Annotated in this window: 16 protein-coding genes; 5 read left to right on the forward strand and 11 right to left on the reverse strand. The window is 36.8% G+C overall.

Features of this window, described 5'->3' with window-relative positions; translation table 11 throughout:
• Positions 1 to 40: 40 nt before the first annotated feature.
• The 3 genes from Q0940_RS09270 to Q0940_RS09280 form a co-directional block, all read right to left on the reverse strand.
• Positions 41 to 1,258 (reverse strand): type III PLP-dependent enzyme, encoded by a 1,218-nt coding sequence (locus Q0940_RS09270; protein ID WP_299267427.1) that lies wholly within the window; start codon positions 1,256 to 1,258, stop codon positions 41 to 43.
• A 562-nt stretch (positions 1,259 to 1,820) separates the two neighbouring features.
• Positions 1,821 to 4,370, reverse strand: coding sequence for an exo 1,3/1,4-beta-D-glucan glucohydrolase (locus Q0940_RS09275; RefSeq protein WP_299267428.1), 2,550 nt, complete (start codon positions 4,368 to 4,370; stop codon positions 1,821 to 1,823).
• 28 nt (positions 4,371 to 4,398) lie between these two features.
• Positions 4,399 to 5,652: a sugar MFS transporter gene (locus Q0940_RS09280; RefSeq protein ID WP_299267430.1), complete on the reverse strand. Its 1,254-nt coding sequence runs from the start codon at positions 5,650 to 5,652 to the stop codon at positions 4,399 to 4,401.
• Between the two features lie 243 nt (positions 5,653 to 5,895).
• Here Q0940_RS09280 and Q0940_RS09285 point away from each other — a divergent pair, with 243 nt between their 5' ends.
• From Q0940_RS09285 to Q0940_RS09295, 3 genes are all read left to right on the forward strand, one after another.
• Positions 5,896 to 7,236: a GH1 family beta-glucosidase gene (locus Q0940_RS09285; protein ID WP_299267431.1), complete on the forward strand. Its 1,341-nt coding sequence runs from the start codon at positions 5,896 to 5,898 to the stop codon at positions 7,234 to 7,236.
• 69 nt (positions 7,237 to 7,305) lie between these two features.
• Positions 7,306 to 8,835, forward strand: coding sequence for an MFS transporter (locus tag Q0940_RS09290; RefSeq protein WP_299267433.1), 1,530 nt, complete (start codon positions 7,306 to 7,308; stop codon positions 8,833 to 8,835).
• A 424-nt stretch (positions 8,836 to 9,259) separates the two neighbouring features.
• The gene (locus Q0940_RS09295) at positions 9,260 to 10,258 is read left to right on the forward strand and encodes a LacI family DNA-binding transcriptional regulator (RefSeq protein ID WP_299267437.1); all 999 of its coding nucleotides are present in this window, start codon (positions 9,260 to 9,262) and stop codon (positions 10,256 to 10,258) included.
• Between the two features lie 92 nt (positions 10,259 to 10,350).
• Here Q0940_RS09295 and Q0940_RS09300 read toward each other — a convergent pair whose 3' ends face one another.
• Positions 10,351 to 11,913: a sugar porter family MFS transporter gene (locus Q0940_RS09300; protein ID WP_299267439.1), complete on the reverse strand. Its 1,563-nt coding sequence runs from the start codon at positions 11,911 to 11,913 to the stop codon at positions 10,351 to 10,353.
• 250 nt (positions 11,914 to 12,163) lie between these two features.
• Here Q0940_RS09300 and Q0940_RS09305 point away from each other — a divergent pair, with 250 nt between their 5' ends.
• Positions 12,164 to 14,047 carry a CocE/NonD family hydrolase gene (locus Q0940_RS09305; protein WP_299267441.1) on the forward strand — a complete coding sequence of 628 codons (1,884 nt, stop codon included), beginning with the start codon at positions 12,164 to 12,166 and terminating at the stop codon, positions 14,045 to 14,047.
• A gap of 116 nt (positions 14,048 to 14,163) precedes the next feature.
• Here the strand turns inward: Q0940_RS09305 and Q0940_RS09310 are convergent, their stop codons facing one another.
• On the reverse strand, positions 14,164 to 14,727 hold the full coding sequence (locus tag Q0940_RS09310) for a CBS domain-containing protein (protein ID WP_299267444.1): 564 nt from the start codon (positions 14,725 to 14,727) through the stop codon (positions 14,164 to 14,166).
• 198 nt (positions 14,728 to 14,925) lie between these two features.
• The gene (locus tag Q0940_RS09315; protein WP_299267447.1) at positions 14,926 to 15,219 is read right to left on the reverse strand and encodes a hypothetical protein; all 294 of its coding nucleotides are present in this window, start codon (positions 15,217 to 15,219) and stop codon (positions 14,926 to 14,928) included.
• A gap of 177 nt (positions 15,220 to 15,396) precedes the next feature.
• Here Q0940_RS09315 and Q0940_RS09320 point away from each other — a divergent pair, with 177 nt between their 5' ends.
• A complete protein-coding gene (locus Q0940_RS09320; protein ID WP_299267449.1) occupies positions 15,397 to 16,113 on the forward strand; it encodes a ZIP family metal transporter in 717 nt (238 codons plus the stop codon).
• Here the strand turns inward: Q0940_RS09320 and Q0940_RS09325 are convergent.
• From Q0940_RS09325 to nagP, 5 genes are all read right to left on the reverse strand, one after another.
• Positions 16,108 to 17,028 (reverse strand): diguanylate cyclase, encoded by a 921-nt coding sequence (locus Q0940_RS09325; RefSeq protein ID WP_299267451.1) that lies wholly within the window; start codon positions 17,026 to 17,028, stop codon positions 16,108 to 16,110. The two genes, Q0940_RS09320 and Q0940_RS09325, sit on opposite strands and share 6 nt — an antisense overlap.
• Before the next feature lie 128 nt (positions 17,029 to 17,156).
• Positions 17,157 to 18,791: an electron transfer flavoprotein-ubiquinone oxidoreductase gene (locus Q0940_RS09330; RefSeq protein WP_299267659.1), complete on the reverse strand. Its 1,635-nt coding sequence runs from the start codon at positions 18,789 to 18,791 to the stop codon at positions 17,157 to 17,159.
• 287 nt (positions 18,792 to 19,078) lie between these two features.
• On the reverse strand, positions 19,079 to 19,999 hold the full coding sequence (locus Q0940_RS09335) for a cation diffusion facilitator family transporter (protein ID WP_299267454.1): 921 nt from the start codon (positions 19,997 to 19,999) through the stop codon (positions 19,079 to 19,081).
• A gap of 55 nt (positions 20,000 to 20,054) precedes the next feature.
• Entirely contained in the window at positions 20,055 to 21,824 is a 1,770-nt protein-coding gene (locus Q0940_RS09340; RefSeq protein ID WP_299267457.1) for a DUF885 domain-containing protein, read from the reverse strand.
• Between the two features lie 147 nt (positions 21,825 to 21,971).
• Positions 21,972 to 23,270, reverse strand: a complete 1,299-nt coding sequence (gene nagP / locus Q0940_RS09345; RefSeq protein WP_299267459.1) for an N-acetylglucosamine MFS transporter NagP — start codon at positions 23,268 to 23,270, stop codon at positions 21,972 to 21,974.
• Positions 23,271 to 23,325: the final 55 nt, after the last annotated feature.

Genomic DNA, 23,325 nt, shown 5'->3' on the forward strand with positions numbered 1-23,325 from the left:
TAATAATATGTACGTGTGAAGAGAAAATACTAAGCAGTCATTAAGCACTGATGGAATTAGAATCAAATACAGTTTCTTCGCCCATCACTATCACGTCTGCTTTTTTGAAGAAGTTAAAGTCCGTTGCAGTGCATGAACAGTAAGCGCCCATCATAGTGCTGACAATCAAGTCACCATTGTTTAGTTTTGGTAACATAATATTGTCTGATATCACATCAATACTGTCACAAGTTGGTCCTGCTAAAACCGAAGAATAAACATCATTAGACTGCTTTACACTTTTAGTTTCGTACTTAGCTTCATCAAACATCAAGCCGCTAAAAGACCCATAAATTCCATCGTCTAAATAGTACCAAGTTTGTCCATTGCGTTCAGCCTGTCCCATTACAGAGGCAATATTGGTGACTGATGGCGCAACTAAGTAACGTCCTGGCTCTGCAATAACTCTAACTGTTTCTGGCAATACGTTTAATGCTTGACGGATAGGCTCGCAAAATATATTTATTGGTGATACATCTGCCGTATATTGCACCGGAAAACCACCGCCAATATCAAGAGTACTTAATGCAGGTAAGCCTGCATCTGTCACTTGTTGCATGATTTCATTACAACGTGATATTGCAATAGCGTATTTATCGCCAGATCGCGTTTGTGACCCAACATGAAACGACAAACCTTTTATACGAATACCTAAGTCAAACGCATGAGTTATAAGCTCTAATGCTTGCTCTGGTTTACAGCCAAACTTTTTAGATAAGTCAGCGAGAACATCAGCATTAGGAAAGCTGATACGCAATAAAAGCTCGACCTGCTCACGATAAGGAATAAACTTTTCTAATTCATTTACGTTATCCACAACAAACACAGTACAGCCATAACGTAATGCGTGTTGAATATCACTGTCACGTTTTATTGGATGCGTTTGGATTGTACGTTCACTTGGTACGCCAACAGATTGCACTAAGTCTACTTCTCCGTTAGTGGCCAAATCAAAATAAGCCCCTTCTGCCAGTAACGTTCTAACTACCGCTGGATGAGGTAATGGCTTAAGTGCGTAATGCAATTCAACGTTTGGTAATGCGTCTTGTAATGCACGATATTGCTGACGAACCACGTCACAATCTAATACCATTAACGGCGTGCCAAACTGCGCAACTAAAGAGTCAATAGTATTACTGTCTAATGAGTTAGCAACATCACCGTTAATAGGTGAAACAATGGTTGAGGTTAAGTTCTTTTCTAAGTTTGTAACAGACATCGCAATTTCTCCAAACGTTTTCATAAAGCTATATAAACCAATTAAGGTTTGAGCGAGTTAAACATATTTAAATATTCAAATTCACTCTTGGATAGTTGCTCTATTGCCTGGCCGCATTTGCGATGTACTTGGATTGGCTATCAACAAGAAGTGGCGGGATAATAAATAAATTTTCGCCTAATGCAACTTTTTATTATTCAATAAAACAGACTTTTTGATGATGTTTTTTCTAGAGAGTAATACAGGAGAAACCAACAGTAATTTACAATTACTATATATATTTCAGACAGATAAATAAAAGTACGTGTTAATAATTATGTTAACTGCAGGTTAATGAGAACGGTTTTTGAGTCTTTATCCATATCCTCAAAATATTTTTATCGTGAAGTAATAAAATATTTATTGAAATAGCATTAATCAAGTAATCCACTTAGTTTTCATTAAAAAGTAGATAATTATTTCCAAAAAAAAATGGAAGCTAGGCTTCCATTTTTAATCATTATTTATGTATCAACGTTTCGTAAATGAAAGGTACATAGCACCTAGCATTTAAGCGCTATGATCACTGACAACTAATTGTCGCTTGAGCAGCTGTATTAGGCTCAAGTTTAATGTCTGCAACACTAAGTTTAAGTTTACCTTTTGATGATAATTCAAATGGTACAACTAAGTTACTCATAATAGTGCCGGTATTTGCATAACAAGCCATATCAATTGACAGCGTTTGCCATTCGTTTAGCGGCATTGCATTTAGTTGTTTTGTGATATCAATACTTGAACCACAGCTATTTTGACTATCGCCTTCACCTTCGCAGTTCATCGATAGTTCAACTTTACCCGCTGGCTTTTCCATAACGTTAACTTGGAAGTATAATGCAGATTGCACTTCTAGGGCTGAGCGTAAATCTTCACGAAAACTACTTTTACTAGCGATTCTTATACCTGCTCTTTCTGAGCCGTCTAATGTTATTTGGCGTGCATCTTCTTGCACTACTTTATCCACTGTACGATAAGCTAATGCACCCAATGTCTGTGCACTAGATTTAACTTCCATTTCTTTATCGCCTGAAAATAACCATAGTAACCAAGGTTTTTGCATTTCACCGTTAAATATTTGTCTCGTAGTTACTTGAGATAAGTCACGTTTAACAACGTCGTTTAAGTTATCAGGCAGTACGTTTTTATCACCATACTGCAAACCAAAACCATACGGTAATAATGGAGTGTAGTTTTCATCAAAACGATTTATCACTGCTTGGTCTGGAGATTTAGGCCAAGTAAAAGATAATTTACCTTTGAAGTCATTTTGAACTGAACCGTCCGCATTAGCCAAAATAACATCCGCTACGCCTTGCCCTTCTGAACCCGGTAACCAAGCTGCTACAAATGCATCACTTGCGTTAAGTTCGGCATTCACCCACATTGGACGACCCGATAAGAAGATTGAAACTACTGGAATACCTTGAGCTTTAAGTTTCTGAAGTAACGCTAAATCTGCTTTTTCACCACGTTGATAATCTAAGTTTTCACGGTCACCATGACCTTCTGCGTAAGGTTCTTCACCAAAGACAACAACCGCAACGTCAGGTTTGGTTGTGAACGTACCATCTTCACTCAATGTCACTTTACCGCCTGCTGATTTTACTTGGTCAGCAATTCCTTTATAGATAGACGAACCACCTGGGAAGTCTGCATTAGTGTTATTAGTACCTTGCCAAGTGATTGACCAACCACCAGATTGTTTACCGATATTATCAGCACCGTTACCCGCTACTAGAATGTGACTTGTTGGCTTAATAGGTAATACATTTTTATTTTTTAATAATACCAAAGACTCTTGAACCGCTTGGCGTGCAACATCTCTATGCGCTTGAGCACCAATCAATTCAACTTTACCAGAGAATTGACGATTAGCTGGGCTTGGTTTATTAAACAAATCAGCACGTAATTTAACGCGTAAAATACGAGTAACTGCATCGTCAATACGACTCATTGCAATAACACCATCTTTTACTTGTTGTACTGTATTTTCAAACAAAGGTTTCCAAGCAGCAGTTGGCACCATGAAAATATCTAAGCCAGCGTTAATTGCTTGAGGGCAATTTTCGTTAGTACAGCCTTTGATTTGACCATGACCATTCCAGTCACCAACAATAAATCCATCAAAACCCATTTGTTCTTTAAGAACATTAGTTAATAGATATTTATTACCGTGAATTTTATCACCGTGCCAGCTATTAAAAGATGCCATTACAGATTGCGCACCAGCAGATAAACCGCCAACGTAACCTTGTGCATGAATATCAAATAACTCTTGCTCAGAAGCAATATTATCACCTTGATCATCACCTTTTACGGTACCGCCATCACCTACAAAGTGCTTAACTGTACTAATAACTCGGTCATTACTTAAAAAGTCTTTATCTGCATGGCCCTGTAAACCTTTTACAATAGACGCTGCATAACTACGAACAATCTCTGGATCTTCAGAGTAACCTTCATAAGTACGACCCCAACGGTCATCACGAACGACAGCTACAGTAGGAGCAAATACCCAATCAATACCAGTAACCATTACTTCTGTAGCCGTTACCTTTGCAATCTCTTCAATTAAATCAGGGTTGTTAGCTGCACCAAGACCTATGTTATGCGGGAACAAGGTCGCGCCAATTACATTGTTATGACCGTGAACTGCATCCGTTCCCCACATTGTTGGAATATTAGAGCCATCAATACTGTCATCTATAGATGCTTGATATAAATCTTCAGCTAATTTAATCCAATCTGCAGGAGTCGATTGTTTATTATTGTTTGGAAAACCACCGCCACCATTAAGGTAAGAACCAAAACCATACTTACGCATATCTTCAACGGTAATATCACGAATTTCAGGTTGCATCATTTGCGCAACTTTTTGCTCAAGCGTCATTGTTGACATTATTTCAACAATTTTACTTTCGATTTTGTCATCTTTTTTAACAGCAATATCTAATACAGGCCAAATATCACTCGCATCTTTTTCAGATGAGTCAGGGCCAGTTCCACAGGCAGCTAATGTCATTGCGACAACAGAAGCAATTACCGTCTTATGATTTAAAAATGATTTTTTCATATTAATATTTCTCATAAATTATTTTACTTTAAACGTTAACTGTTTCTGGTTTACTACCAACCAAACCGTAGTACGCTATGTAGGCGTAACAAATAATTGGTAAAGCAAACGCGAGTTGTACACCAATTGAATCCGCTAATACACCTTGAAGTACTGGCACAATAGCACCACCTACAATAGCCAAACATAAAATACCTGAACCTTGGCTTGTGTGTTTACCTAAACCTTTTAACGCTAGGCTGAAAATAGTTGGGAACATAATAGAGTTACATAACCCCACTAATAAAATTGCCCACATAGCCACAGAGCCAGAAGTTAGAATAGTTATAATAATTAGTACCATCGCCGCTGATGCATTAAATGCTAATGCTTTGCCTGCTGCTACTTTTTGCATAATAGCTGCACCAAGGAAACGACCAACCATTGCACCGCCCCAATAATAAGTTAAATACTTGGCAGCTTCTTTTTCTTCTAAGCCAGCAATATCTGCTTCACCAAAGAAACTAACTAAAAAGCCACCAATAGAAGCTTCAGCGCCTACGTAAACAAAAATACCAACAGCACCCAATACTAAATGACGATATTGCAATGCAGATCCTTCTACTTTTTCACTCTCTTCAGCTTCAGCTTCTTTTAAGTTAGGTAATTTTAAATAGGCAAATATTGCGGCTAAAATTAATAACATTGCAGTTAACACGAGATAAGGTATTTGAACTGACTCAGCATTTTGCGCTTTGCTTACTGCGCTAGTAGCTTCATCTAAAATTAACCACGCGCCTAAATATGGTGCCACAGTCGTACCTAGAGCATTAAATGCTTGCGTCATTGTTAAACGAGATGAAGCCGTTTCTTTAGGACCTAATAAGGTAACAAAAGGGTTGGCTGACACCTGTAATAGAGTGATACCACTGGCTAATACAAACAAAGCTCCTAAAAATAATGGATAGCTATGGACTGACGCCGCAGGATAAAACATTAAACAACCTACAGCTGCGACAACTAACCCAATAACAATCCCTTTTTGATAACCTAGTTTTTTCACCAAAAAGCCAGAAGGTAATGACACTAAGAAGTAGGCACTAAAAAAACAAAAATGAACCAACATAGCTTGTGTGTAGTTAAGGTCAAAAACCCCTTTTAAGTGTGGAATAAGTATATCGTTCATGCAGGTAATAAAGCCCCACATGAAGAACAAAGTCGTTAATGACGTCAAGGCAAAGTTGTAGTTCTTACCGTCATTGATTGTGTTGTGCATATCTGTTGAATGACCAGACGAAGCCATGGTGTTCCCCTCAAGATTGATTTTTATTTTGTTAAATTTTTATTATTGGGTATACAAGAAAAAAATTAATAGTTGGATAGAAAATCATTATTGACCTTTGACCAATTACTAATTACCCTTACCTGAATTGTAAGCGCTTTCATTGTCAGTATTAGAAAGGTTTATGTCTATTTTTTCAAGTGTTTTATATATGTATAGAAATATAACGCTACAAATTAAAACAAAAACTAAGTTAGAGTTATTATGACCGCAATTAAATTACCATCGAATTCAAAAATGTTATCGCCAGATTTCACCTTTGGTGTAGCAACAGCTTCCTTCCAAATTGAAGGTGGTATAGACGACCGACTACCATGTATATGGGATACTTTTTGTGCCAAAGAAGGCACAGTTGTAGACAACTCTGACGGTTCAGTTGCTTGTGATCATTATAATCTATGGCCTCAAGATGTTGAATTAATTGAATCGTTAGGCGTTGATGCTTATCGCCTTTCTATTTCATGGCCACGCGTAATTACGGTTGACGGTCAATTAAATCCAAAAGGTGTAAAGTTTTACACTGACCTGTTAGATGCATTAAATGCCAAAGGCATTAAAACTTTTGTTACTTTATACCACTGGGACTTACCGCAACATCTTGAAGACCAAGGTGGCTGGTTAAATCGTGAAACTTCTTATAAATATGCAGAGTATGTTGATTTAATTACTAAAGCATTGGGCAGTAGAGTTCATTCTTACGCCACTTTTAACGAACCATTTTGCAGTGCTTTCTTAGGTTATGAAATTGGTGTACATGCTCCAGGTATCGTAGGTAAAGAATTTGGTCGTAAAGCAGCGCATCATATTCTGTTAGCTCATGGTTTAGGCATGAAGGTGTTACAAAAAAATAGCCCTGATAGCATGAATGGTATTGTTCTAAACTTTACGCCTTGTTACCCATCAACAGATTCACCTGAAGATAAATTAGCAGCTGATTACGCTGACCAATATATAAATCAGTGGTACGCAAAGCCATTATTTGATGCTGCCTACCCTGCAATGATTGATGAATTACCTGATAACTGTAAACCAATAATTCTTGATGGCGATATGGAGATCATTGCTCAGCCTCTTGATTTTATAGGCATTAATTACTATACACGTTTGACTTACAGTGCACCTACCGAAGTTGGTGAGTTTTATACTGAGCTAGAGCATTTATATCCTAGAACGGATATAGGCTGGGAAATTTATCCAAAAGCTTTAACAGAATTATTAGTATCACTAAACAAGCTATATAAATTGCCTCCTATATATATAGCAGAAAATGGTGCCGCTATGCCTGATAAAGTAGAGAATGGCGTGATCAACGATTTAGATCGTATCGATTATTACAATACTCACCTTAATGCGGTAAACGATGCTATTGAACAAGGTGTTAACGTACAAGGTTATTTTGCTTGGAGCTTAATGGACAACTTTGAATGGGCAGAAGGATACTTAAAACGCTTTGGTATTGTTCGAGTTGATTATGTCACACAAGAAAGAACCATTAAAAATAGCGGTCACGCTTATAAAGCGTTAATTAGCCAACGTCAAAAATAATGTAAACAAGGCCTTTTAAAAGGCCTTGTTTTTATCTTAATATTATAAAAACAACAATAAGAATCAATCATGACAAAAATTCCATTTTACGAAAAAGTAGGATATGCCTTTGGGGATGCAGCAGCTAACTTAGTTTGGCGTGGTGCATTAGCGTATCTTGCAGTATTTTATACTGATACATTTGGCTTAACGGCAACTGCAGCAGCTATGTTGTTCCTTGTGGTTCGTCTTACCGACGGTATTACCGATATTATTATGGGTATGATCGCCGACAGAACAGACACTAAATGGGGTAAATTTAGACCTTGGATTATATGGTCCACGCCATTTTTAGGCCTGTTTATGGTCCTAGTTTTCACCACACCAGATTTAAGTGAAGGCGGTAAGCTAGCTTATGCATACTTCACATATATTGGTTTAACCTTAGCTTATACCGTTAACAACGTGCCTTATTCGGCATTAATGGGCGTAATGACTGACGACGACAAAGAACGTACAAGTTTGTCAGGCTTTCGTTTTGCCGGCGCATTTTTAGGTGGTTTGGCGGTTATGGGCTTTACCCCGCAACTTGTTGCTTGGTTAGGTGCTGGTGATGATGTCATGGGTTATCAATACACTATGTATGTGTTTTCAGGTGCATTAGTAATATTAATGCTTATCAGTTTTACTAGCACAAAGGAACGTATTAGCCCGCCAATTTCAGCCGACACTGATTTAAAATCTGAACTATTTGATTTAATGAAAAACCTGCCATTTATCATTTTGCCGTTATTATCTATCACTCTTTTTTTCTATTACCGAGATTTAAACAGTGGATTATTTTTTGCTGCAGTAATGGTTGCTATGTGGTTTGTGATCAAAAAACTCATTAACAAAAACTCCGATGAGATGAGCGGAACTCAAAGAGATATGGTTGATTTGTTAACTAACAAACCTTGGTTAATCTTATTGGGTATGGGCTTTTTGACTATGATGCTAAATGGCATTAAGTACGGTGCTATTGCTTATTACTTTAAATATTTTATTGGTGATGAATTGATGGCAGGTCAATATTTTGTTGGCTTATTAGTTGTTTCTATTATTGGTGCCTTATGTACTAGCCCTCTTTCTAAATGGTTAGGTCGTAAAAAATTATTTATTGTATCGTTAATATTAAGTGGTTTACTGACAATAGCTCTTTTTTGGGCTCCTCAAGGTAATGCAACTTATGTATTTATTGTAGGTTGTAGCGCTGAGTTTTTCGCCGCAATATTACCAACATTATATTTCTCAATGTTAGGCGACTCTGCTGATTATTCTGAATGGAAAAATGGCCGTCGTGCCACTGGTTTAATTTATTCTGCAGGCACCTTTGTACAAAAAACCGGTGGCGGTTTTGCTGGTGCATTAGTGTTAATCGTACTTGCTGGTTATGGGTATGACGGTATGGATCAAGCAACCATTGAAAGCTCATTACCTGGCATGCAATTGCTTATGAGTTGGATACCTGCTGCATTTAGTTTTACTGCAGCAGCGTTAATGGTTTTTTATCCAATAACTGATTTAAAACAGCAACAAATGAGTAAAGACTTAATCCAACGTCGATTAGATAATAAATAATAATACGTATTCCTACTACTATTTATTATTCCCCTAACGCTGAGCTTGTTAGGGGGGGTTATCTTTCATTTTAAGCAACCTTTAGTGGAAATTATTCCCAATCGCGGTATAAACATCATTCTTAAGTGCAGTGTTTAATGGATTAAATAGGTATGTTTATAACAAAGAGTGGGGATAACTTAACCTCAATCCGACGGGCTGGGATTATTTGTCACTCCAACTTCCTTCTTTTTATTTTAGCCAGACACTTAAATAGAAACGCTATTCTCTAGTCTTCTGCCTCGCTGGATGCAACAAATAATGGCCAGCCTTGAGAAAATGAAAGATAAACAGCCTCTATTACCAATTAATTAAATTGGTATTAACAACCATTAAGGTTAGACTAACAAAAATAAATTCCCTTATAATCCTAAAAAGGAACACAATGGCCACCATATACCAAGTTTCAGCTCTTGCTGGCGTTTCATTAGCGACGGTTTCCCGCGTTATGAATAACAATGCCAAAGTAAGTGATAAAACGAAACAAAAGGTAGTGGATGCCATGAAAGAGCTAGGATATCGTCCCAATGCAACAGCTCGTTCCCTTGCATCGAGTCGCAGTGATAGTGTCGGCTTGTTAGTTTCTGAGTTACATGGGCCCTTTTTCGGGCAAATGATGGGCGGAACTGAGTCTGAATTACGCGACGCAGGAAAACACGTGATTATCACCACTGGACACAGTGACGAAGAAAAAGAAATCGATGGTATTGAGTTTTTATTAAGCCGAAATTGTGATGCATTAATTTTACATGTGGAAGCTGTTTCAGATGAATATTTAATACAGTTAAATAAAGGCAAAGTGCCGATTGTTCTTATTAATCGTTTTATCGAAGAAATGGCCGACAGCTGTATTACCCTAGATAATGCACTAGGTGGATACTTAATGACTAAGTCCATCCTAGCAAAAGGCCACACTGAGATAGCGTATATCTCTGGACCTAACTGGAAGTCAGATTCAAACGAGAGAATTGAAGGTCATAAAAAAGCCTTACAAGAATACAACCTGCCATTTAATGAACAACTCATGTATCAAGGTGACTTTACCCAAAGTGGAGGCTGTGATGGCTTATCCAGTCTGTTAGAGATAGGACACCCTTTCACTGTATTAATTTGCGGTAATGATGAAATGGCATCGGGGGCATTAGCAACGGCTCGTCAAAAAGGCCTGGATGTACCTAAAGACTTATCTATTGTTGGATTTGATAACGTGATTTACGCTAGTTTATTATTTCCAACCCTTACTACCATAGACTATCCAATCAGAGATATGGGGCATATGGCGGCAAGGCTAATATTAAAGAATATTTACGGTCACAAAAAATTGGATATTCGTCATCAATTCCTACCTAAATTAGTTGAACGAGACTCAGCAATCTCCATTTAGACTAAATTCATCTATAAAAGTGATGACATTTTTAGATCAATACATAATCAACTAATTTACATTCCCATATTGATTTTAACGGTTTAAATATACTAACGCATCATCTCAGCTTCAATTTCTTCTAACGACTTACCTTTAGTCTCTGGGAATAGTTTTATAACTAACACTAAACTAACTAAAGCACACACACCGTAAATTAAGAAGGTTACTGCCGAACCAAGAACCTCCAACTCCCAAGGGAATACAAAGGTCACTGTGAAGCTAACAATGCTGTTAATTACACTGACAAACGAAATAGCGATACCGCGAATATGGTTGGGGAATATTTCAGAGAACATCACCCACATTACCGGCCCTAAAGAAAATGCGAACGAGGCAACAAAACCTAAAATTCCTAATAAAATAATAGTCGCATTCATGGTCGCGGCTAGTTTTAAAATATCACCTTGGTGTGCATTAAATACTTGTTGACCAACCTGCTTAACAACCGCTTGCTTAAACTCAACGTCTGACTGATAAGACTGTGTTTGTATAGATTCTAACTTGTTGAGTGACTTTTCTTTTACCACTAAGTCATCGATATCTTGCGAAGTTAATTTATATGTCGCTTGAGAGAACCCATATGCACACAAAGCCATACTCAGAGTCACACCGGCTAAGCCAATAGTTAACAGAGGTTTGCGTCCTAATTTATCTATTAACATCATAGCAGCAACAGTAAATAATACATTGATCACCCCTACCAAAACGGCTTGAGAGAAAGCAGCGTTTGTACCAACACCACTTTGCTCAAAAATACTTGGTGCATAAAAGAAAATCGCATTTATTCCTGTGATCTGCTGCGCAATACCAACAATTATACCTACGGTAATAGCAAAACGAATTTTTGAATTAAACAAATACTTTAAGCTTGCCACTAACGATGAGTCTTTATTCTCAAGTGAAGTTTTTATCTGGTTAATTTCATTTTGGTGAATATTATCTTCAACGTCTGTATTTAATTGTCTAAATACTTTAAGTGCATCTTCATCTTGTCCCTTTAGAGCTAACCAACGTGGACTGCGCGGAATAATAAATAGTAGAGCAAACCAAGCCAAAGCGGGAATAATTTCTAACCCCAACATCCAACGCCAAGTGTCAGTATCAAGTCCAACAGCACTAACCCAGGTTGCTGAAGATTGACTAAGTTCTAGTACATAATAGTTGGCAAAATACGCTGCGGACAAACCAACAACCACGTTAAGTTGATTAATAGAAACTAACTTACCTCGTTGTTTTGGTTGGCTAATTTCAGCAATGTACATAGGTGCAATCATCAGTGAACAAAAAGCCAGACCGCCAATAAAACGAGCGGAGACTAACATCCAATAACTGGTTGAAAACGCCGAAGCTATTGCAGAGAGTAAATAAAATAATGCGATAGCGATAAGTAAATTTCTACGACCAAAGCGGTCGGCTAATGCCCCTGCAGTAACAGTGGCAATTATAGCCCCTAGAGTAGGAGCACTAACAACAAAACCTTGTTCAATGGAGTTGAGATTAAACTCCGAGACGATAAAGTTTAAAGTGCCGGAGATCACTGAGGCATCAAAGCCAAAAATAAATCCACCTAAGGACACTATGATTGTATACAAAAAAACTGGGGATATTTTCATATTATGGATGTTACGTTACTGATATTAGCGCTTACTTTATCACGCCCGTAACAAATTGGCTGCCGTTACATACAAACTATTTGCATTCAGGGTTTTACATTCAACAATAGCTAGTAACATCAATGTAAACTTCATCGTTAAATTACATTATTTCAGCGGTTATTAATATCATGTCATTGAACACAAGAGTAATATTGGTACTAGCATCTCCCATTACTTTTCTAAATTTAAATTATTTAAGGATAACTAAATGAATAAAAAAGCCTTACCAAGATTATTAGGCTTGTTTGTTTTACTGACTTTAGCTGGCTTCACACAAGCTGCTGAAACAAAAAAACAAGATAAAAGAGCCGACTATATACGTTCTCATTACGCTAAATATGAATACCAAATTCCAATGCGAGACGGTATTAAGTTATTTACTTCCGTTTATATTCCTTATGATAAAAAATCTGAATATCCAATGATGATGCAACGTACTCCATATAGAGTTGCACCATACGGCGTAGATAAATATAAAACTAAATTAGGTCCAAGTGAAATCTTTGAAAAAGAAGGTTTTATCTTTGTATTCCAAGATGTGCGCGGTAAGTTCATGTCGGAAGGAAAATACGTCAACATGCGCCCTCAAGATGCAGGCGATAAAGGCGGAAAAGCCACAGACGATGCAACTGACACTTATGACACCATAGATTGGTTAGTTAAAAATGTACCAAACAATAACGGTAAAGTTGGTATGTGGGGAACATCATATCCAGGTTACTACACTTCTGTAGCTGCGATAAATAGCCACAAAGCACTAAAAGCAATATCACCACAAGCACCAATTGCAGATTGGTTTTTTGACGATTTTCATCGTAACGGTGCGTTTTCTACACCAATGGCGTTTATTTTCTTTGATACTTTTGATAAGCAACGCGACGGAGAATTTGCTTATTGGCCAAAAGGCATGGACTCAGTAACGCCAGATGGTTATGAGTTTTTCCGTAATTTAGGCCCGCTTTCAAATGTTAATAAAAACTACTTTAAAGGCGAACGTCCATTCTGGAATGAATTAACTGAACATCCAAATTACGATTCATACTGGCAAAAGCGTGATCTACTTCAACACCTTGATAATGTAAAACCTGCAACGTTAGTTGTTGGTGGCTGGTATGACACTGAAGACTTATATGGTCCATTATCAACTTATAAAACAATGTCACAAAATAATAAAAAGGATAACGTACATATTGTTATGGGTCCTTGGTACCACGGTCAATGGAATAGTAAAGATGGCTCAAAAATGGGTGAAGCTGATTTAGGTTTCAATACCAGTGAATGGTTTCAAGAACGTGTTTTATTGCCATTTTTTAAAGACAACTTAAAAGACGCTGACACCGGCTCATTATCACAAGCAACTATATTTGAAACCGGTGCTAATCGCTGGCGCGAGTTTGACACTTGGCCACCAAAAAAAGGCAAAGATGTCACTTTATATATGGGTAATAATGAAAAGTTACTCACTCATAAAGACAAACAGGGCGGTTTTAGCGATTACATTAGTGATCCTAAAAAACCAGTTCCACACTCTGCCCATACAAGTCGTGGTTGGGATCGTCCATACATGGCTGAAGATCAACGTTTTACCGCTCGTCGTACCGATGTTTTAGTATTTAACAGCGATGTGGCAACGGAAGATCAAACCATTGCAGGTGCTATCGACTTAAACTTATGGTTCTCTACCGACCAAAGTGCTGCAGATATTGTGGTTAAATTAGTGGATGTATTTCCTGGAATGGATGCAAGCAGTAATAAAGTTGATAAAGAGACTGGTAACCGTCATGAATTAGTTCGTTGGGGCATTATTCGCGGTCGTTTCAGAAACAGTATGAGCACACCAGAGCCATTTGAACCGAATAAACCAACCTTGGTTAAGTTTGAGTTATTGGATGTATTGCACACCATAAAACGTGGGCATAAATTACAAATCCAAGTGCAAAGCAGTATGTTCCCGTTCATGGATATGAATCCGCAAAAATACGTAGGTAATATCTTTAATGCTAAAGCTGAAGACTATGTCAGAGCAGAGCACAAACTATATCACAGCGACAAATACCCAAGTTCAATCGAGTTTAAAGTTATAGATCGTTAGAATATAACTGATCCTTTAAAACACACTAAAATCCCCGCTCTGTGCGGGGATTTTTATTTAAGCAACAACATGTATTCGGTTAACTTAAGTTAAGCTGAACTCATCAAAGATTGTTATCAAGCGGCATGTGCAGCTTCTGAAACTGAACTAAATGTATTTTCTAAATTTAAATTAATATTCAGTTTTAATTTACGAGCGATATCACTTGATGAAATAACACCACGAATATGATGGTTAGACTTATCTAAAACTAAACAGTGGCGAAGCTTATAATTATTTAACGCCATAAGTACATCATTCACAGTCGCATTTTTTAATTCATCAAAATCAAAGGCATGCAAACGATATTTAGGGATCATTAAATCATCAACCAATACTTCATCTCGGCTGTTACTTTTTGATACTTGAGCTAGTATTTTCTGCTCTGTTAATTCGTTAGTACTAATAATACCTAAAAAGTCATTATCTTCAGACACCACTATTTTCATCCTAACATGGGTTTTTAACATTAGTTTTAAAGTATTTTCGGCAGATACTCCCCTTTCAACTACTTGAGCTTCATGCTTTTTAAAATCTGTAAAAATAGCAGTTGCAGAGGATTGTAAGGTAGTCATCTCGAATTCATCTGGAGAAACAACATTGTCGGTAACATCTAAATTTAATAATTGTAATTTTTTCATTTTGATCTCTATATTCATAATCTGCGCGATCAAAAAAGTTATTGTAAAACTCTATCATTGGACAAGTTAACTACGTAATCGTACTTTAAATGGTTAATGAAGCAGCCTATTACATAACTTTTATTTTAATTTTGATCACTGAATTTCATTGATAACATTTTGCTAAAAGCCAAATGTAATTTCTAATATCTATTTTATTTATGAATATAGAGTTGGAGGGGCTCTTGATTTGGTATTTTCAAAATGTTGTAGCGGAAGGTACGGTTGAGTATAGCTTGAAGCTGAGTCAGTATAATTATCAGTAATAAAGCCAACGCGTGTATTATCAAACGCAAACGGCTCATCTAAATCAAGTTCTGGAATTGATATTCCATCAACCGTAACTAAGCTTGAATCCGCTGCAGTTAAATTATGTTCACCGCCGAGTTCAATTTCTTTTCCAGAAAAAGTGCTTAATACAAAAGCGAAAACAAATAATAGTTTAAATAACATTGCACTTACCTCCTGAATTAAAAACTTAAATAAGACTCGTCTAACTAATATTGTAGATTTCTTTCCTATATTCAAGCTTTAAATGTAATTATTTACTTCTTAAGATTAAAATCAATCAATAGAATGCCAATTCATACGGTATGATAAGGCAATTAGAGAATTGAATAATTTGTATTTATGCTTCCACTCATAACCGTCATTATATTAACTCTACTCGCTGGTTTAGCGATGCCTCTTGGCGCTTTTCTAGCAAGCAGGAAATTTATTAAAAGTAGAATTGTACAAAGTGAATTTCAACATTTTATTGTTGCATTTGGCGGTGGTGCTTTGTTATCGGCGGTAAGTCTAGTTTTAGTCCCAGAAGGCAGTCGTAGCTTATCTTTACCCAGCACTGCACTTTGGTTTAGCTTAGGTGCTTTGTTGTTTATGGGACTAGATATTTTACAGCAGAAGGTAAAAACATCAGCAAGTCAATTACTGGCAATGCTGAGTGATTTTGTTCCTGAATCTATAGCGCTTGGCGCAACTTTTACCATCAATCAAGAGCTGGCTTTATTACTCGCAGCGATGATCGCAATGCAAAATATTCCAGAGGGGTTTAATGCTTTTACTGAACTAAAAAAAACAAGTGCGTACTCAGCAAAAAAAATCATTATTCTATTTAGTTTATTTTCATTGCTTGGGCCATTGAGTGCTGTGGCTGGTTATTTGTGGCTGGTTGAAGATCCTGAATTGTTATCGATTATTATGATTTTTGCATCCGGTGGAATTTTATATATAGTATTTCAAGATATTGCACCTCAGATTAGATTAAAGAATCACTATTTCCCACCTATGGGGGCGATTTGTGGTTTTTTACTAGGAATATTAGGTTATATGCTAACAACACTATAAAACCCGATTTCGCCCTTCTTGCTTGGCTTGATAAAGAGCAACATCTGCTGCTTTAACCATGTCTTTCCAGGAGCCTGCTTTTTGGCTGCACAAGCCAATACTGACGGTTAGTACATTTAATTTACTACCTAAATGTTCGATACCAGCCTGCTCAATCGCCGCTCTTATTCGCTCTGCAGCAAGCGTAGCGCCTTCCAGTTCAATATCATTCATGATCATTAGTATTTCTTCACCGCCGTAGCGATATACTCTATCTGACTTACGCTTAACTTTTTTGATGATTTTAGCAACTGACTGTAACGCTTTATCGCCTAACTGATGGCCATAATGATCGTTATAGTTTTTGAAAAAGTCGACATCGATCAAGGCAATAGCATAAGACGATTTATTGCGTTTTGCCTCAGCTTGTTTGTACTTCAAATCAATTTCCATTGCATGACGGCTACCAATTTTCATCAGTGCATCTTCTAATGCTAATGTCTCTAATTTTTTATTTGTTTTTCTTAGTGCTTGGTCCAAGTCCATCAAATCAATATAAGTATTCAACAATTCGGTTTGAGATATGATCCCAACTAAATTGTCATCGTCGTCCACCACAGGTAAGTTTTTTAATTGATTAACTTTAGCGGTCACTAACGCCTCATAAACCGATGTATCTTGATGCAGACAAAAAGGTTTAGAGTGCATTACATCAGCAACAGTTAATTCTGGCGAAGGAAAACGACTCTCATTATTAAATGACTGTTGGCACATCAACATGATATCGCGTGCGACCACCATGCCATGTAACTTATTGCCATAACCAATTAACCCACATGAATGGTTATTAACTAACATTTCATTAAGTAATTGCTTAAAATTTGATTCCGGCGAGGCGTTTATTGTTGCCGGAACCATGATGGATTTAATATTCATTGGTCATCTTATTTATTACTTTTAAAATCATGTTAAAAATAACACTAATTAACTGACACTTATATTTACTAACGAAAAAAGGCACCAATTTGTGCCTTTTTATAATTAAAGTATCAAACTAAACTTTACTACATATTAGGGTAATTAGGACCGCCGCCACCTTCAGGTGTCACCCAGGTAATATTTTGGGCCGGGTCTTTTATATCACAAGTTTTACAATGTACGCAGTTTTGTGAGTTAATCTGGAACTGGTTCTCACCGCTTTCGCTTTTAACAAACTCATAAACGCCTGCAGGACAATAACGTTGTGCTGGCTCATCATATTTTTCTAAATTAGCCAAAGGTATTGAAGAGTCAGCAAGTTTTAAATGAACTGGCTGATCTTCTTCATGGTTAGTATTAGACAAAAATACTGACGACAAACGATCAAAACTAAGTTTGCCATCAGGCTTACTGTAATCAGGCTTTGAACATTCTCCAGCAAGCTTCATATTGGCATGATCTGGAGTGTTGTCGGTAAAGTTAAACGGTAGTTTTCCACCAAACCAATTTTGGTCGAGAGTATTATATGCGCCACCTAAGAACACACCTAGTTTATGCATTACAGGGCCAAAATTACGGCTTGATTTGAGTTCGTCATATAACCAGCTTTGCTCAAACTTATCTTGTAGTTGAGTTAAATCTGATTGGCCTTCATCGCCGGCTTTTAATGCATCCGCAATCACTTCAGCTGTGATCATAGCTGATTTCATTGCTGCATGATTACCTTTGATTTTGGCGTAGTTTAAGGTACCAGCATTACAGCCCACTAAAAAACCACCTGGCATAGACATTTTAGGCAAAGAGTTTAAACCACCTTTAGCAATGGCTCTAGCGCCGTAAGCAATGCGTTTAGCACCAGTTAAATGTTTGGCAAATATTGGATGATGTTTCATACGTTGAAACTCTTCAAACGGGCTAACATTTGGATTAGTGTAATTTAAATCTATGATCAAACCACAAACAACTTGATTACCTTCTGCGTGATATAAATAACCACCACCGCTTAATTCACCTGTTAATGGCCATCCTGCAGAGTGAACCACTAAACCTTCTTGATGCTGTTCAGCTGGTACATCCCAAATTTCTTTAAAACCTAGTCCGTAATGCTGTGGTGATTTGTCTGCATCTAATTGATATTTATTAATTAACTCTTTACCTAAATGGCCACGACAACCTTCGGCAAAAATGGTGTACTTAGCTCGTAACTCCATACCTGGCATAAAGGAATCTTTTTGCTCTCCAGCTTCATTTAATCCCATATCACCAGTTTGAATACCGACTACGTTATCTTGCTCATCGTATAATATTTTTGAGGCTGGAAAACCTGGGAAAATTTCAACGCCCATCGCTTCAGCTTGCTCTGCTAACCAACGACAAACATTGCCCATAGAAACGATATAATTACCGTCGTTGTGCATGGTTTTTGGGAATGAAAAACCTGGAATTTTTGTTGAAGCAGATTCACCACGTAAATAATAAATTTCGTCATGGCTAACTTTGGTATTTAACGGGGCACCTTTTTCTTTCCAGTCTGGAATTAATTCGTCCAAGGCTTTAGGTTCAAATACAGCACCTGATAATATATGAGCGCCAACTTCAGAGCCTTTTTCTACCACACAAACCATTAACTCTTGTTCATTTTCTTGTGCTTTTTGCATCAATCTTATCGCTGCTGACAAACCTGCAGGCCCAGCACCGACAATCACGACATCAAAGTCCATTGACTCTCTTTCAATTACAGACATTGAAGTTTCCCCTTAAATTCATTGTTTTGTTGTTTTTATTCTACGATTGTATTTATTCTACATCCTCTTCTTAGCTGCATAACTAAGTTCAAGACTTACAACCTTATTGTTGAGCATAGTATCTAATTTTATCAGCATGTTTAACTACTTTATTAAGATATAACGTACTTTTCACCGAATTTACCAACTTAATAATTTAACATACTCATTATAATCAACTCGACTTATTGGGCTTACAGTTGCTTATTTTGATACGGATCACTTTAGCCTAATTGATAACAATTACCCTCTTCTGACGTTTCCTCAAATATAATCTCAATGGTTGAATGCTTGATGGAATATTGCATTGCTAGTAACTGCTTAACCTGCAGTAAACTACCTGAACTAGCTTGTTCTTGTAATGATAAGCTAGCTTCTAACAGAGTTTCATTATCATCAAGTTGCCACACATGAATATGATGTACTTTTTCTATATTTGTTAATGACTCAATTTGGTTGCACAGTTCATCAACATCAATATCCTCTGGTGCGGCCTGCATTAAGATATTAATACTTTGTTTTGCTAAGGATAAACCGTGATAAATAACATAAATAGAGATAGCAATTGTGGCGATTAAATCCACGACATACCATTGATATAAAATGATCAAAGTACCAGCTACAATCACTACAACCGATGCAAACGCATCTGATAAATTATGAATAAAAGCGGCTTTCAAATTTAAGTTATCTTTAGCACCAGATTTATAAGTTAGCCATGCCGTTGCGGTATCGATCAATAATGCAATTGTTGCTATCCAAACGACTATCCAACCATCTATCGGCTCAGGGTTAAAATACGTTGTTATCGCCTCATAAACTAAATACAAACCAACAATAATTAACGTTGTACTATTAATTAACGCCCCTAAAATTTCAGCACGTTTAAAGCCATAGGTCATTTCTTTACTGGCTGGTCGTCTAGCAATTTTACGAGCCACAATAGCAATAACAATCGCGCCTGCATCACTTAAGTTATGTAGCGCATCTGCAATAAGCGATAAGCTACCTGAAACTAAGCCACCTATAATTTGTACTGCTGTTAATAAAATATTAATGAATACCGCAATACTTAATTTACCATCGTGAGAATGCCCATGATGGTGCCCATGATGATGACCGTTGGATGAATGACTGTGACTCATGAATATATCCTTTTGCTTATACTAATTAAGTGACGTTATGAAATGAAAACGACTATTAATCCACATTCTTTTTATTATCAATATAACCGTTGATCACTTGCTCTAACATTGAAAGAGGCATAGAGCCATTCTCTAATAATTTGTCGTGAAACTCTCTTAAATCAAAGTTTTCAACCAATTGAGTTTCCGCTTTTTTACGTAATTTTTTAATTGTTAGTTCACCTAATTTGTAAGATAACGCTTGTGCTGGCCACGAAATATAGCGGTCAATTTCCGTTTTTACATTATGTAAAGACAGTGCAGTATTATCTGCTAAGTAGGACATAGCTTCTGCCCTTGTCCAACCTTTAGCATGCATACCTGTGTCTACAACTAAACGACAAGCTCGCCACATCTCATAAGTTAAACGACCGAACTGACTATAAGGGCTTTGATAGAATCCAGCTTCAACGCCTAAATATTCAGAATAAAGTCCCCAACCTTCACCAAAAGCTGAAATATATGTTTTGGTTCTAAACTTTGGTACATCTTTCATTTCTCTGGCAATAGAACCTTGTAAATGATGTCCCGGCACGGCCTCATGCAAAGTTAATGCTTCTAATACATATAAAGGGCGGCGATCTAAACGGTAAGTATTTACCCAATAATTACCAGCTTGATCATTCCTAGAGGGGCCTGAGTAACGACCAGTAGTATATTTTGGCGCTATGTTGGCTGGCACTTCAATAACACCATAAGGTGTGCGAGGTAATGTTTTAAATAATGAAGGTAACTTGGCATCCATTTTTTTCGCGATAAACGATGCTTCTTTTAATAATCCTTCAGGAGTGGTTGCGTAAAATTGAGGATCTGTACGCAAAAAATCAATAAACTCAGCAAAGCTTCCACCAAATTGAACATCCTCGATTATTTGTTCCATTTCAGCTCTAATGCGCTTAACTTCACCCAAGCCGATATTGTGAATTTCATCAGCGCTCAGGGTTAATGTAGAGTAATGGGCAACTCTATTCGCATAATAATTTTTGCCATTAGGTAAGCTGGTTGCCGCAATATTAGTTCTAGCGTTTGGCACATAAGTGTTAACAAAGAAATCATAATATTGTTGGTAACTTGGTATTACTTTATTGGTTATAACCTGTTTTGCTTTTGCAATTAACGACGAACGCGTTTCTTCACTTAAGTGTTTAGGAAGTGATTTAAATGGTAAGAAATATAAGCTCTCAGTAACATCGTCTTTTATAAAAGCCTTGATTGAACTTTCAAAGCCAGTTAACACAACTTTAGGTTGGGTTATTCCAGCTTCTATTCCCTTTTTCATCCATGATTGCTGTTGCTCAAAATAACGAGGCATTTCATTAAGCCTTGAAATATAGTCTATATAATCTTGTTCTTGTTTAAAATTAATTCTCTTATTAATAGAGCTAATATAAGCATGAAAACCAGACTCAGCAGTTAAAGGCATGTAATGCTCTTTGTTAATATAACTGTCTAATTGGTTCTTTATTTTATAACTCAGTACAGATAAGTTTATCTGCTGACTTTGGGATAATAAATCAGCATCTAGTTTAGATAATTCGGCATATATTAATGTTAACGCTTGGTGATCCGCTAGCAGCTTCTCAGCACTAAGATCCGGTAAATGGGCATTATTACCACCAATCTCAGGTTTACTAAAAGGGCTTTTTGAGTCGTTGAACTTTTGATATTTATCAATAACAGAATGAAGTTGTTGCTCTGTGGTTAACTCAGTATTTGTGGATGATTTATCGCTATAGTTACACGAAAAAGTAAGCATTGATAAAAAGAGGATGATTAATGTTTTCATTATAAAGTCTATGACCGATGGTAATTCCATCCACTTTAAGTGAAAAAGCTTGAACCTGTCAAACTAGACAGGCTTTTACTTACAACTTTAGACTATAGTTTGTCGAAATATATTTTGAAATAATAAAAACTATCAAGCCTAATTGTATTAATTAACCTTTTTCATTTTATGGCCTTTGACAGCGTAAAATAAAATAAATAAGTAACAAGGCAACATAACCGCATAGCCCATTTGAAATGAGCTCATCCCACTAATTAAGCCCCAAATCATAGGTCCAAATGCGCCACCAGCAATTCCCATAACTAATAATGCAGACCCTGTACTTGTTAACTTACCCATCCCGGATAAAGCCAAAGGAAATACTGCAGGCCAAACAATTGCATTTGCTAGGCCTAAAAATGCAATCATTAATAAAACATCAGGAAGTTGCGTTCCGCCAAATGGCACAAGAAAAATACTTGAAACTATACTGGATTGAGTATCTACAAATAAAATACATAATGTCAGTAACACTCCAAGCCCTGCCGATATACTCAATGCTTTTTGTTGCGAAATAAAACGCGGAATAAAAGCTATCCCTAAAATATAACCAACAACCATGCACATCATAGTGTATGAAGTCATTACGCTATAACTTTCTACACCTAAAGAAAGAGCGAACGTTCCAATGGTATCTCCTGCTATAACTTCCACCGCAACATAAACAAAAATAGCAATCACACCAAAAGCTAAATTAGGGTGAGAAAGCGTTTCTTTTATTTCACTGATAGAACTTGATGTTTCCTCTTCTTGATTGGCCAGCTCAGGTAAAGGGGATTTTTTAACGGCAAAACCTAATAAACCAATAAATAAAGCCATACCTAAATAAGGAAAGATTAAACTGTCGGCCATATCATCTATCTGAACTTGTGATAACTCTTGTCCAACATTACCGGTAAAGTTACTCAATATTAATGCAGTAAATACCATAGGTGAAATAACCCCTGCCCCTTTATTTAAAATACCCATAATGCTTATACGGGCAGCAGCGGATCCTTCATCACCTAAACGCACCACATATGGATTGACCGCAGTTTGTAATAAAGTTTGTCCTGCGCCCATAACCAGTTGAGCCAATAAAAACAAAAGAAACATTTGAGACTTTGCAGCAGGAATAAACAATAAACCAGCTAACATCATGACAGCCATTCCCAGTGCCATGCCGTTTTTATAACCGACTTTTTTAATCAACATCCCTGATGGAATCGCAGTGAAGGTTACTGCTATATAAAACGAGAATAAGATCAATGAGCCTTGAAAGGGAGTTAGTTGCAATATTTGGCTTAAATAAGGCATTAATGACCCATTTAACCAAGTTGCAAAACCTAAGATAAAAAACAATACAGCAACAATAGCCATAGGTATTACATTACTTTTTTTAGATGTATCTATAACACTTGTCGTCATGTTATTTTCCTTTTTATTATAGGTATTAAAACTGCCTGTCTTATATTTAGACAGT

The organism is uncultured Psychrosphaera sp., from assembly GCF_947500655.1.
Classification (GTDB): domain Bacteria; phylum Pseudomonadota; class Gammaproteobacteria; order Enterobacterales; family Alteromonadaceae; genus Psychrosphaera.